The following is a 12,169-nucleotide window of genomic DNA, read 5'->3' on the forward strand; positions in this document are numbered from 1 at the left end:
GCCTATACCGAAAGCGTTAAGCGGGGCCCCCGCCTTACAAGCGGTCGGGGGGGAGGAGGCGGTCGCCGGCGAAGGCGAGCAGCCAGCCGCCGCCCTTGGCGGTGACGAAGTCGCCCGGCCCGCCGGTGAGCCTCTCCAGCGCACCCGGGATCACCTTGCCCTGGCTGCACACCGCGACCGGCTCGGCGGCGGCGGCCACCGCGGCCAGCCGGGCCGCGGTGGCCAGCACGCACTCCTCGGCGAGCTGGCCCGGCTTCGGCTCGTCCAGGTCGCCGCAGACCTCGATCGGCAGGTCCAACCGGGCCGCCGACGGATCCAGCGTCTGCACGCACCGGCGGGCCGAGGCGGAGAGGAGGCGCACCGGCCGGACCAGCGTCACCAGCGGGACCAGCGCCCGCGCCTGGGCCCGGCCCTCGGCGTCCAGCGGCCGGCCGGTGTCCGGCCCGCTCCAGGTGCCCCGTTTCCCGGCGTGCGCGTGTCGGACCAGCAGCACCGTCGCGGTGACCGGTGGCAGCGCCGCGAACGCGCCGATCACCTCGGCGTCGTGCGGATAGCTGACCTGGCGGGCCGCGGCGTCGACCGGGAACCAGGCCACCTCGTCCACCTCGGTGCCGGGTTGGAAGCCGCCGCTGCCGACCGCCCGCATCGACCACCAGTCGACCGCCTTGGCCCGGCCCTCGCTGCGGTAGCGGACCGTGGGCAGGCGCACCTGCGGCACCGCCCGGACGTCGGTCTCCTCGGCGACCTCCCGCACCGCGGCGGCGAGCGGGTGCTCGCCGGCGTCCAGCTTGCCCTTGGGCAGCGACCAGTCGCCGTAGCGGGGACGGTGCACCAGGCACACCTCGACGCCGGCCGGGCCCGGTCGCCAGACCACGCCGCCCGCCGCCCGGATCCGCACCGGCTCGTCGTCGCTCATCGGATCACCGTATGCCCGCCCGCCGCTCGGCACGGCCTGCTCAGTCCGCCCGACCGCCGACCCGGCGCAACAGCAGGTCCTGCAGGTGGGTCAGCGGCGTGTCGCCGTCGCCGGTACGCCGGTGCCAGGTGCCGTCGGCGGCCAGCTCGAACGCGTCCACGTCGCTGTCGAACGCGGCGGCCAGCACGTGATCCAGCTCGGCCCGGGCCACCGGGTCGCTCACCTGCACCAGCGCCTCCACCCGGCGGTCCAGGTTGCGGTGCATCAGGTCGGCCGAGCCCATCCAGAACTCGGCGTCGCCGTTGTTGCCGAACCGGAAGATGCGGGAGTGCTCCAGGAACCGGCCGAGGATCGACCGCACCCGGATGTTCTCCGACAGCCCCGGCACCCCCGGGCGCAGCATGCACATGCCCCGGATCAGCAGGTCGACGTGCACGCCGGCCCGCGACGCCCGGTAGAGCGCATCGGTGATCTCCTCGTCGACCAGCGCGTTCACCTTGAACTGCACCAGCCCCGGCATGCCGAGCCGGACGTGCTCGATCTCCCGGTCGATCCGCTCGATCAGGCCGCTGCGAATGCCCTGCGGCGCGACCAGCAGCCGCCGGAAGGCGGTCTGCCGGCTGTAGCCGGTGAGCACGTTGAACAGGTCGGTCAGGTCGGCGCCGATCTCCGGGTCGGCGGTGAGCATGCCGAAGTCCTCGTAGAGCCGGGCCGTCTTCGGGTGGTAGTTGCCGGTGCCGATGTGGCAGTAGCGCCGGATCTGGTTGCCCTCCTGCCGCACCACCAGCGCGGTCTTGCAGTGCGTCTTCAGGCCCACCAGGCCGTAGACCACGTGACAGCCGGCCCGTTCCAGGGTGCGTGCCCAACCGATGTTCGCCACCTCGTCGAAGCGCGCCTTCACCTCGACGAGCACCACCACCTGCTTGCCGGCGGCGGCCGCGTCGACGAGCGCGTCGACGATCGGGGAGTCGCCGCTGGTGCGGTAGAGCGTCTGCTTGATGGCGAGCACGTTCGGGTCGGCGGCGGCCTGCTCGACGAAGCGCTGCACGCTCGTCGCGAACGAGTGGTAGGGGTGGTGCACCAGCACGTCGCCGTCGCGCAGGGTGGCGAAGACGCTGCGCGGCACCTCGCCCTCGGCCAGGCGCGGGTGGGTGGCCGGCACGAACGGCCGGTCCTTGAGGTCGGGGCGGTCGGCCTCGCCGTAGACCTGCCAGAGCGCGGAGAGGTCGAGCAGGCCGCGCACCCGCAGCACGTCGTGGTCGTCCATGTCCAGCTCGCGGACGAGCAGCTCCAGCATGTGGTCGGAGATGGAGGCCGCCACCTCCAGCCGCACCGGGGGACCGAAGCGTCGCCGGGCCAGCTCCCGCTCCAGCGCCTGGAGCAGGTCCTCGTCGCGGTCCTCGTCGACCTCCACCTCGGCGTTGCGGGTGACCCGGAACAGGTGGCACTCGACGACCTGCATGCCGGAGAAGAGCTGCCCGAGGTGGACCGAGATGAGGTCCTCCACCGGCAGGAACCGGACGCCGGGCCGGTCGCGGGCGACCCGCACGAACCGGGGCACGTTGTTCGGCACCTTGACCCGGGCGAACAGCTCGGAGCCGCCGTCCGGGTCGCGTACCGAGACGGCCAGGTTCAACGACCGGCCGGAGATGTACGGGAACGGGTGCGCCGGGTCCACCGCGAGCGGGGTGAGCACCGGGAAGATGTGCTCCCGGAACCAGGTGCGCAGCCGCTCCCGCTCGGCGTCGTCCAGCTCGCTCCAGCGCAGGATGCGGACGTCTTCCTCGGCGAGCCGGGGGAGCACGTCGTCGACGAAGCAGGCGGCGTGCCGGGCGACCAGGTCGGCGGCCTTCTCGGTGATCAGTTCGAGCTGGGTGCGCAGCGGCAGCCGGTCACCGCCGCGCACCGGCAGGCCGGCGGAGAGCCGGCGCTTCAACCCGGCCACCCGGACCATGTAGAACTCGTCCAGGTTGCCGGCGAAGATGGCCAGGAACTTCGCCCGTTCCAGCAGCGGCGTGCGGGGGTCCTCGGCGAGCGCCAGCACCCGGGCGTTGAAGTCGAGCCAGGACAGCTCCCGGTTGAGGAAACGGTCCTCCGGCAGCGGCGCGGCGGTCGGCGGCTCGTCGTCGGGGCCGGCGACCGGGCCGGGCCCCTCGACCGGGTCGAGCGGCTCGTCCAGCCCGCTGGCGCCGGCCGCGTCCGGATCGGCGTCGAGGCGCTCCTCGGGCGGCCGGGCCTGGCGGAACCGCCCGTCCGGGCCGCGGGTCGGGCGGCCGTTGCGGGTCGTGCCGGGGTCGAGGAGGGGCGGCGGGCCGTCGGGGTGCTCGCGAGGGGTGCTCACCACCTCATGATTCCCTGACGAGGGTGAACGGAAAATGAACTCCGGCCAGGTTGTTCAGGCCATCGTCGGCAAGGTCACCCGGACGACCTCGCCGGCGGCGTCCCGTTCCACCCGCAGGCGCTGCCCGAGCCGCAGCAGCCGCAGCCCGGACGCGTCGAACGCGCGCGCCGGGAACGCCAGCTCGGTGCCGTCGTCGAGCAGCAGCACCCCGCTGCGGGTCGACGCGTCGTAGGTGGCCACCGTGCCCTGCATGCCAGCACCGTACCGGACCGGGTCGCCGGTTGAGGCCAGCAGCGCGCCCGTGCGCGGGCCCACCCCGAGCCGGGCGGCGGCGGACAGGTCGGCCGCGGTGTCCACGTCCCGGCGCAGGCTGGGCCAGTCGCCGGAAAGCGGCAGCGCCCCGCTCGCCGCGTGCGCGCCGGCCGAGCCGGGGCCGAAGCGCGGCGCCAGCGGCACCCCGGCCGGCGCGGCCAGCAGCACCGTGCCACCGCCCGGGGCGTCGGCCACGAACCCGCGTACCCCCTCGGTCGCCCGCAGCGCCGCGGCCAGCTCGCCCGGGCGCAGCGCGGGCAGGTCGGCGGTGACGCCGGCCACCGCGGCGCGCGGCCCGGCCGCCGTCGCGCCGTGCCGGAAGGCGGCGTTGAGGCCGGCGCCCGCGTCGGCGGTGACGGCGGCGCCCGCCGCGGTCACCGTCGCGGCGACCCGGGGGTCGTCGGTGACCACCAGCACCCGGCCGACCGCCGGGCAGGCCAGCGCCGCGCGTACCGTGTCGGCCGACAGCGCCAGCGCCAGCTCCTCGTGGGGTACGCCGGGCAGCGCGCCCCGCAGGCGGCTCTTCGCCGCCGCGAGTCGCTTCACCGGCATCACCACGGTCCAGCTGGGCTCAGGCACACCGACCATCCTGCCAGCGCCCGGCGGTACCCTCACTGGCCGGACCGGGGGCGAGCAGGCATGATTCTTCCCCGGGGCGCGTGGGGCGGAACGAGGAGGCACTGTGGCACCGCGGAGGCTGGGATTCTGGCAACGGTTCGCCGTGGTGCTGGTGAAGCCGGTGTTGACCGTCTGGACCCGGCGCACCTGGCGGGGCATGGAGCACCTGCGGCGCGACGGCGGCATCATCATCGTGCCCAACCACATCTCGCACGCGGACCCGCTGGTCTCCGCGCACTTCATCTACGACGCCGGGCGGTGGCCGCAGTTCCTCGGCAAGGCCAGTGTCTTCAAGGTGCCGGTGATCGGCTGGATCCTGCACCGGTGCCGGCAGATCCCGGTCGAGCGGGGCAGCGTCGAGGCGGTCAAGTCGCTGGACAAGCTGATCGCCGCGCTGGACGAGGGAGGCGCCGTGGTGATCTACCCGGAGGGGACCACCACCCGGGAGCCGGAGCTGTGGCCGATGAAGGGCAAGACCGGCGCGGCCCGGCTGGCGCTGGCCACCGGCGCCCCGGTGATCCCGGTGGCCATGATCGGCCCGGAGCGGATGTTCGACCCGCGTACCGCCCGGATCGGGCTGCGCCCGCGTACCCCGGTGACGGTGGTCGCCGGGCCGCCGGTCGACCTGGGCCGGTGGGCCGGCGCCACGCCGACCCGGGCGATCCTGGAGGAGATGACGGACACCATCATGCTGCGGATCCGGGACCTGGTCGCGGAGATCCGCGGCGGCACGCCACCGCCGCTCTGGCAGCGCCCGGCCCGCACCGGCGCGCCGGAGGTCTCCGAATGAGCGGGCACGTCGCGGTGCTGGGCGCCGGGTCGTGGGGGACCGCGTTCGCCAAGATCCTCGCCGACGCCGGCCGGGACGTGACGGTCCTGGCCCGCCGGCCCGCGGTGGCCGAGGCGATCCGCGACGGGCGGCACAACCCGGAGTACCTGCCGGACGTGCGCCTGCCCGAGCGGGTCACCGCCACCGGCGACGCCGCCGAGGCGATCGAGGGCGCCGAGGTGGTGGTGCTCTCGGTGCCCTCGCAGACGCTGCGCGGCAACCTCGCCGAGTGGACCCCGCACCTCGCGCCCGACGCCACGCTGGTGTCCCTGATGAAGGGCATCGAGCTGGGCACCACCAAGCGGATGAGTCAGGTGATCATGGAGACCGCCGGGGTGCCGGCCGACCGGGTGGTCGTCGTCTCCGGGCCCAACCTGGCCCCGGAGATCGCCGCCGAGCAGCCGGCCGCCACCGTGGTCGCCGGCACCGACAGCCGGCGTACGGCACTGGTCCAGGCGTCGATCCGGACGCCCTACTTCCGCCCGTACACCAACGACGACGTGATCGGCTGCGAGCTGGGCGGGGCGGTCAAGAACGTGATCGCGCTGTCGTACGGCATCGCCACCGCGATGGGCTTCGGCGACAACACCCGGGCCATGCTGATGACCCGGGGCCTGGCCGAGACCGCCCGCCTCGGCGTGGCGCTGGGCGCCGACCCGATCACCTTCGCCGGGCTGGCCGGCATGGGCGACCTGGTCGCCTCCTGCTCCTCGCCGCTGGCCCGCAACCGCACGTTCGGCGAGCACCTGGGCCGGGGCGAGACGCTGGAGCAGGCCCAGGCGGCCACCCGGCAGACCGCCGAGGGCGTGAAGAGTTGCCTGGCCATCCGGGACCTGGCCCGGGCGCACGGGGTGGAGATGCCGATCACCGAGCAGATCGAGCGGATCTGCCACGAGGGGATGGATCCCCGGCTGGCCGTGGACGCGCTGATGAGCCGCACCGCCAAGCCGGAGTCCTACGAGTGAGCGCGGGCTGGGGGGACGGCACCCGCAGCGTGCGCGCCGGGCTCCCGGACGCCGTACCCGGGCAGCCGTTCCTGCCCGGCCCGGTCTTCGCCGCGCCCTACCACCTCGACCCGTGGCGCGGCCCGGCGGCGGCGCCCGACGGGTACGGGCGGCCGGACAACCCCACCCGCCGGCTCCTGGAGGCGGCGATCGGCGAGCTGGAGGGCGGCGACTGCCGGGTCTTCGCCAGCGGCCAGGCGGCCATCACCGGGCTGCTGCTGACCGTGCTGCGACCCGGCGACACCGTGCTGCTCCCCGCCGACGGCTACTTCCCGGTGCGCGCGTTCGCCACCGACACCCTGGAGCGGATCGGGGTGCGCGTCGGTCTGGTGCCGACCGCCGGGCCGTACCCGTCGTTCGAGGGCGTGCGGCTGGTGCTGCTGGAGACGCCGGCGAACCCGGGCCTCGACGTCGCCGACGTGCCGGCGCTGGCCGCGGCGGCGCACGCCGCCGGCGCGTTGTTGGCGGTGGACAACACCACCGCCACCCCGCTCGGGCAGCGTCCGCTGGACCTCGGCGCGGACGTGGTGGTCGCCTCCGGGACGAAGGCGCTCACCGGCCACTCGGACCTGCTGCTCGGCTACGTGGCGACGCGCGACGACGCGCTGCGGGACGCGGTGACCGGTTGGCGGACCACCACCGGCGGGGTGCCCGGCGCGTTCGACTGCTGGCTGGCCCACCGTTCGCTGGCCACCGTCGACCTGCGGCTGGCCCGGCAGGCCGCCAACGCCGAGGCGCTGGCCGGGCTGCTCGCCGGTCGGCCGGACGTCGCGGGCCTGCGCTGGCCCGGGCGGCCGGCGGACCCGGCGTACCCGGTGGCGTCGGCGCAGATGCGCCGGATGCCCGGCGTGCTCTCCTTCGACCTGGGTGACGCCGACCGGGTGGCCCGGTTCCTCGACGCGTCCCGCCTGGTGGCCGCCGCCACCTCGTTCGGCGGCCTGCACACCACTGCCGACCGGCGGGCCCAGTGGGGCGACGACACCGCACCCGGCTTCGTCAGGCTCTCCTGCGGCATCGAGGACCCCGCCGACCTGGTCGCCGACGTGGCCGCGGCACTGGACGCCGCCACGGGCTGACGGCGGGCCGGGCGCTGGGCTATCGTGACGGCAGCCACGGCCCGTGCGGCCCCGACACCGAGGAGGTGAGTCCGATCCACCAGCAGAGGACCGGCGCTCCCTCCGAGTCCGTGTCGCCCCGGGGCTGAGGCGACGCCGGGGGCGCCGACGAGCGTTCCCCGAAAGGCTTGCCATGGCATCCACCGTGTTCACTCCCGACCGTTCCGCCCTCGTCCACCGGCTGCGCGCCGCCGGCTGTGTCTTCGCCGAGGACGAGGCGGAGCTGCTGATCGCCGCCGCCGACTCGGCGCGGGCGCTGGCCCGGCTGGTCGACCGCCGCGTCGCCGGCCTCCCGCTGGAGCACCTGCTCGGCTGGGCCGAGTTCTGCGGGCGGCGGGTCGCCGTCCACCCGGGCGTGTTCGTGCCGCGCGGGCGTACCGCGTTGCTGGTCGCCGCCGCGGCGGCGGTCGCCGGGCCGGCGCCGGCGGTGCTCGACCTGTGCTGCGGCTCCGGCGCCGCCGCGCTGGTGCTGCACGACCGGCTGGCGCCCCGGTGGCTGGGCGCCGCCGACGTCGACCCGGTCGCGGTGGCCTGCGCCCGGCGCAACCTCGACCCGCTGGGCGTGCCGGTCTACCAGGGCGATCTGTTCGACCCGGTGCCGGCCCGCTGGCGTGGCCGGCTGGACCTGGTGGTGGCGAACGCCCCCTACGTGCCGAGTGACGCGGTGGCGACGTTGCCGGTCGAGGCACGGGTGCACGAGGCCGCGGTGGCGCTGGACGGTGGCGCGGACGGGCTGGCGGTGCTGCGCCGGGTCGCCGCCGGCGCGGCCGAGTGGCTGGCGCCGGGCGGGCACCTCGCGGTCGAGGTGAGCGCCGAGCAGGCCCCGGCGCTCTGCGCGGCGGTGACCGCCGTCGGGCTCGACCCGAGCGTGGTGCGCGACGAGGAGTGGGAGGCGACCGCCGTGACCGCGCGCCGTCCAGGCTGACGTCGGCGTGGCGGGTGGCCGCGCCGAGAACTAACCTCGGGTCAGGCTCGACGGGGAGGCGGTGGCGGTGGGCAGCGCAGGGGTGCCGGTGGTGGTGGGGCTGGACAACGGCGGCACGAGCAACAACGCCACCGTGCTGACCGTCGACGGCCGTTTCCTGGTGGACGGGCTGCTGGAGATCCCGAGCGAGGTCGGCGCCGGGCCGGAGGCGGCGATCGAGGCCCTCGCGCGGGCGCTCGACGGCGTGCTGGCGCACACCGGGGTGCCGCGCGAGCTGGTGCGCGCGGTCGGGCTGGACACGCCCGGTCCGGCCAGCGCCACCGGGGTGATCTCGTCGCGCGGGTCGACCAACTTCGCCCAGCCGGCGTGGCGCGGCTACGACGTGCGCGGCGCGCTCGAGCGACGGCTCGGCCTGCCGGTGGTCTACGCCAACGACGGCAACGCCGCCGCCCTCTACGCCCATCACGTGCACTTCGGCGCGGACGCGATGGCCCGCTCGTCGGTGTCCGCGATCGTCGGCACCGGCCTGGGCGGGGGCGTGGTGCAGAGCGGTCGGGTGGTCGGTGGTGCGGCCGGCATGGCCGGCGAGTTCGGGCACGTGCACATCCCGCTGGACGGGCTGCTGGAGCCGGGTCAGCCGGCGCCGGTCTGCGCCTGCGGTTTCACCGGTGACGCGGAGAGCGTCGCCTCGCTCACCGCGATCCGGCGCAACCTGCTGCCGTACTGGCTGTCCCGGTATCCGGAGCACCCGCTGGCCGCGGAGGAGCCCGCCCGGGCCGCGAAGCTGCTACGCGAGCACGGCGAGCGGGGCGACCCGCTGGCCCGCCAGGTTTTCGGCCAGCAGGCCCGGGCGCTGGGGCGGCTGTTCACCATCGCGGCCAACTTCACCGACCCGCACGCGTACTTCGTCGGCGGCGGCGTGGTGGAGGCGGCGCCGGAGTTCCGCGACTGGTTCCTCGCCACGGTCGCCGCGCACACGGTGCTCCGCGACGAGCAGCGTGCCGTGGCGACGTTCGCCCTGGTGCCCGACCGTGACATGGCCGGCGCCCGGGGCGTCGCCATCGCCGCCCTGGAGGCGGTGAAAGGCGGGACCCCCGCTTAACACCTTTCGCATAGGAGGGGGCCCCGCTTAACAGGCGCGGCGCGTGCCGTCAGGCGCGCGGGGGCGCGGTGGTGAAGGCGGCCCAGGCGGCCGGCGGGAAGACCAGCACCGGGCCGGCCGGGTCCTTGGAGTCGCGCACCGCGACCGACTCCGGCAGCGGCGCCATCTCCACGCATGCGCCTTCGTCGCCGCTGTGGCTGCTCTTGCGCCAGCCGGTCGGCGTGGGGTGGGGCCGGTTCGTGCCGTTCATGCGGTCACCTCTCATTCAGCAGACGGAGGAGCTGGTCCCGACTGGCCGCCGGGCTCAGCGCCACGGTCCGCAGGTGCTCCATGATCTTGGTGCAGGTACGCAGGTCGCCCGGCCGGTCCAGCACCATCTGACCGGCGACGGTCTCCACCGAGGCGATGATCGGGTCCTCGGGGTCGGCGAACTCCAGGATGTGCAGCGATCCCCGGGTGCCCCGGTGGTAGCCGGCGGCCAGCGGGATCACCTGCACGGTGATGTTCGGGAGCTCGGACATCTTCAGCAGGTGGTGGAGCTGGTCGGCCATCACCGAGTGGCCGCCGACGGGCCGCAGCAACGCGCCCTCGTCGATGATGGCGTCGAGGATCGGCGGGTCCTCCCCGGAGATGCGTTGCTGACGGTCCAGCCGGAGCTGCACGCGTTGCTCGACCTGTTCGTCGCTGAGCGTGTGCGGGCCACCGCGCATCACTCCGCGGATGTAGTCGGCGGTCTGGAGCAGGCCCGGCACCACCGACGGCTCGAAGTTGGCAATGCCGGTGGCCTCGGCCTCCAGCGCGATGAAGTCGATGGTGCGGCGGTCCAGCAGGTAGGAGTAGGACACCCACCAGCCGGGCTTGCGGGCGTCCTTGGCCAGTTGCACCGCCGCTTCGATCTCGTCGGGTCCCACGCCGTAGCTGGTCAGCAGCGCGCGCACGGTGGCCGGGCTGATCAGCGTCTGGGCGTTCTCGTAGCGGGACAGGGTGCTCCGGGTGCTGTTGATCTCATCGGCCGCGGTCTCCAGGGTGAGGCCGGCGGCCTCCCGGTGGGTCCGTAGCGCGATGCCGAGCCGTCGGGCCCGCGCGGTCTTCGACGCCATGCATCGATGGTCGCACATCCGGTGGGAGAATGGGCATGAGAGAAAGCCGATGAGAGTTGCATTCACGCCTGTCCACCTGTCAATCTGTGACAGCGTCCTCACCGCCGGTTGTCGTGGCGACGGTGGTGGTGAGTGACCGGAGGGGATGGGGCGCGCGGCGATCGGGTTTTACTCCCCCACGACCCGATCGTCGCGTGCCCGTACCGGTCCACCAGGCGGGGAGGGGTTACGCGATGACGGTGACGGCCTGCCACCCCGGCGACGGGGGTGGCCGGAGATGACCCGGTTCCTGGTGGTCCTCACCGACGTGCGACCGGTCAACGGTCACGAGCGCGACGAACGCACCACCCCCGAGCGCCGCCGGCAGGTGGTCGGCGCGAGCAGCCGAGAGGCGGCCGAGCGGATCGCCGGCGCGTTCATGGCGCTGGGCATGGTCCGCGCCGGCCGCCAGCGGGTCAAGGTGATCGCGGTCGGCCGTCGGCCCCGGCATCCGGCCTCCTGAACCACACCGGGCCCGACCCCTGGACGCGGCGACCGGGGTCGGGGAGCCGGGCGGCCGGTGGCAGGTCCCGCCGCCGGTCGCCCGGGCCGCCGTCCCGGGTGCGGTCGGGACGGCGGCGTACCGGGTGGCCGAGGGCCGATACCGAGTCGTTACTCCCCGTATAAGTTGTCTTGACCGTTTGCCATGCGGCACCGCGTCTCCCCGGGTATCGGCCACCGCTCCCGACGACGCACAGTAAGGTCAACCGGGTGAGCGCCACCGGCGTGCACGGCCAGCCGCAGCCGCGAACGATGAGGTGACCATGACCACCCCAGGCAAGACCCGTGTGGCGATCGTCTTCGGCGGCCGCAGCCCCGAACACGGCATCTCCTGCGTCAGCGCCGGCAGCGTGCTGGCCGCCCTCGACCCGGACGAGTTCGAGGTCGTCCCGGTCGGCATCACCCGGCAGGGGCAGTGGGTGCTCGCCAGCGGCGACCCGGCGCAGCTCGCCATCGCCGACCGCAAGCTGCCCGAGATCACCGCCGGCTCCGGCGCCGAACTGGTGCTGCGCGCCGACCCGGCCGCCGGTGGCCTGATGGTGCTCGACCCGGCCCAGGGCCCGGTGGCGCTGGCCGACGTGGACGTGGTCTTCCCGGTGCTGCACGGCGCGTACGGCGAGGACGGCACCATCCAGGGCATGCTGGAGATGGCGGACATCCCCTACGTCGGTGCGAACGTGTTCGCGTCCGCCGCCGCCATGGACAAGGAGTTCACCAAGAAGCTCTGCGCGGCCGAGGGCATCCCGGTCGGCCCGTACGCGGTGCTGCGCGCCGGCATGTCGCTCACCGAGGAGGACAAGGAGCGCCTCGGGCTGCCGGTCTTCGTCAAGCCGTCCCGGGCCGGCTCGTCGTTCGGCATCACCAAGGTCGACGACTGGGCGCAGCTCGACGCCGCCCTGGCCACCGCGCGGGAGATCGACAGCAAGGTGCTGGTCGAGGGCGCCGTGGTGGGCCGCGAGATCGAGTGCGGCGTGCTGGAGGGCGAGGCCGGCGGCGCGCCCGAGGCGTCGGTGCTCGCCGAGGTGCGGATGATCGGCGACCGCGACTGGTACGACTTCGAGGCCAAGTACATCTTCGCCGACGAGGTGACCGAGTACGACGTCCCGGCCGGCCTGCCCGACGCGGTGACCCGGCAGGTGCGCGACTACGCCACCCGCGCCTTCACCGCGCTGGACTGCTCCGGGCTGGCCCGGGTCGACTTCTTCGTCACCCCGGAGCTGGACGTCTATCTCAACGAGATCAACACGATGCCGGGCTTCACCCCGACGTCGATGTTCCCGCGCATGTGGGCGGCGAGCGGGCTGGAATACCCGAAGCTGGTCAACCGCCTGATCCGCACCGCCCTGCAGCGCCGCGCCGGCCGCTGA

General features: G+C 74.5%; 11 protein-coding genes and 1 pseudogene. 7 read left to right on the forward strand and 5 right to left on the reverse strand.

All coding sequences use genetic code 11. From position 1 onward, the window contains the following. Positions 1-34 precede the first annotated feature (34 nt). The 3 genes and pseudogenes from GA0070213_RS16180 to cofC all read right to left on the reverse strand — a co-directional run. Positions 35-916, reverse strand: a complete 882-nt coding sequence (locus GA0070213_RS16180; protein WP_175441359.1) for an NUDIX hydrolase — start codon at positions 914-916, stop codon at positions 35-37. Positions 917-956: 40 nt separating this feature from the next. Continuing rightward, positions 957-3,257 (reverse strand): RNA degradosome polyphosphate kinase, encoded by a 2,301-nt coding sequence (locus GA0070213_RS16185; RefSeq protein WP_425412837.1) that lies wholly within the window; start codon positions 3,255-3,257, stop codon positions 957-959. A 270-nt stretch (positions 3,258-3,527) separates the two neighbouring features. Next, positions 3,528-4,157 (reverse strand): annotated as a pseudogene (gene cofC / locus GA0070213_RS32225) (2-phospho-L-lactate guanylyltransferase); the annotation flags it as partial. Positions 4,158-4,251: 94 nt separating this feature from the next. On the opposite strand from cofC, the gene GA0070213_RS16195 reads away from it, so the two are divergent. From GA0070213_RS16195 to GA0070213_RS16215, 5 genes are all read left to right on the forward strand, one after another. Next, complete coding sequence (locus tag GA0070213_RS16195) at positions 4,252-4,977, forward strand: lysophospholipid acyltransferase family protein (RefSeq protein WP_091063991.1); 726 nt, start codon at positions 4,252-4,254, stop codon at positions 4,975-4,977. Next, positions 4,974-5,981, forward strand: a complete 1,008-nt coding sequence (locus GA0070213_RS16200) for an NAD(P)H-dependent glycerol-3-phosphate dehydrogenase (RefSeq protein WP_091063994.1) — start codon at positions 4,974-4,976, stop codon at positions 5,979-5,981. Before GA0070213_RS16195 ends, GA0070213_RS16200 begins: the two co-directional genes overlap by 4 nt. Further along, entirely contained in the window at positions 5,978-7,096 is a 1,119-nt protein-coding gene (locus tag GA0070213_RS16205; RefSeq protein ID WP_091063998.1) for a cystathionine gamma-lyase, read from the forward strand. The genes GA0070213_RS16200 and GA0070213_RS16205 overlap by 4 nt, the downstream gene beginning before the upstream one ends. Before the next feature lie 172 nt (positions 7,097-7,268). Then, a complete protein-coding gene (locus GA0070213_RS16210) occupies positions 7,269-8,060 on the forward strand; it encodes a putative protein N(5)-glutamine methyltransferase (protein ID WP_091064001.1) in 792 nt (263 codons plus the stop codon). Positions 8,061-8,127: 67 nt separating this feature from the next. Then, positions 8,128-9,162: an ROK family protein gene (locus tag GA0070213_RS16215; protein WP_091064459.1), complete on the forward strand. Its 1,035-nt coding sequence runs from the start codon at positions 8,128-8,130 to the stop codon at positions 9,160-9,162. 49 nt (positions 9,163-9,211) lie between these two features. Here GA0070213_RS16215 and GA0070213_RS16220 read toward each other — a convergent pair whose 3' ends face one another. Next, positions 9,212-9,412 carry a DUF397 domain-containing protein gene (locus tag GA0070213_RS16220; protein ID WP_091064005.1) on the reverse strand — a complete coding sequence of 67 codons (201 nt, stop codon included), beginning with the start codon at positions 9,410-9,412 and terminating at the stop codon, positions 9,212-9,214. Between the two features lie 4 nt (positions 9,413-9,416). Beyond that, positions 9,417-10,262: a helix-turn-helix domain-containing protein gene (locus tag GA0070213_RS16225; protein ID WP_091064008.1), complete on the reverse strand. Its 846-nt coding sequence runs from the start codon at positions 10,260-10,262 to the stop codon at positions 9,417-9,419. A 277-nt stretch (positions 10,263-10,539) separates the two neighbouring features. Here GA0070213_RS16225 and GA0070213_RS16230 point away from each other — a divergent pair, with 277 nt between their 5' ends. Both GA0070213_RS16230 and GA0070213_RS16235 read left to right on the forward strand, forming a co-directional pair. Then, a complete protein-coding gene (locus GA0070213_RS16230) occupies positions 10,540-10,764 on the forward strand; it encodes a hypothetical protein (RefSeq protein ID WP_091064012.1) in 225 nt (74 codons plus the stop codon). 301 nt (positions 10,765-11,065) lie between these two features. Next, on the forward strand, positions 11,066-12,169 hold the full coding sequence (locus tag GA0070213_RS16235) for a D-alanine--D-alanine ligase family protein (protein ID WP_091064463.1): 1,104 nt from the start codon (positions 11,066-11,068) through the stop codon (positions 12,167-12,169).

Origin of the sequence: Micromonospora humi (assembly GCF_900090105.1) — a bacterium.
GTDB classification, from domain to species: domain Bacteria; phylum Actinomycetota; class Actinomycetes; order Mycobacteriales; family Micromonosporaceae; genus Micromonospora; species Micromonospora humi.

Bases quoted from the DNA above. Each gene is read 5' to 3' on its own strand.
- GA0070213_RS16180 (WP_175441359.1), bottom strand. From the start codon at position 916: ATGAGCGACGACGAGCCGGTGCGGATCCGGGCGGCGGGCGGCGTGGTC.
- GA0070213_RS16200 (WP_091063994.1), top strand. From the start codon at position 4,974: ATGAGCGGGCACGTCGCGGTGCTGGGCGCCGGGTCGTGGGGGACCGCG.
- GA0070213_RS16210 (WP_091064001.1), top strand. From the start codon at position 7,269: ATGGCATCCACCGTGTTCACTCCCGACCGTTCCGCCCTCGTCCACCGG.
- GA0070213_RS16220 (WP_091064005.1), bottom strand. From the start codon at position 9,412: ATGAACGGCACGAACCGGCCCCACCCCACGCCGACCGGCTGGCGCAAG.
- GA0070213_RS16225 (WP_091064008.1), bottom strand. From the start codon at position 10,262: ATGGCGTCGAAGACCGCGCGGGCCCGACGGCTCGGCATCGCGCTACGG.
- GA0070213_RS16230 (WP_091064012.1), top strand. From the start codon at position 10,540: ATGACCCGGTTCCTGGTGGTCCTCACCGACGTGCGACCGGTCAACGGT.
- GA0070213_RS16235 (WP_091064463.1), top strand. From the start codon at position 11,066: ATGACCACCCCAGGCAAGACCCGTGTGGCGATCGTCTTCGGCGGCCGC.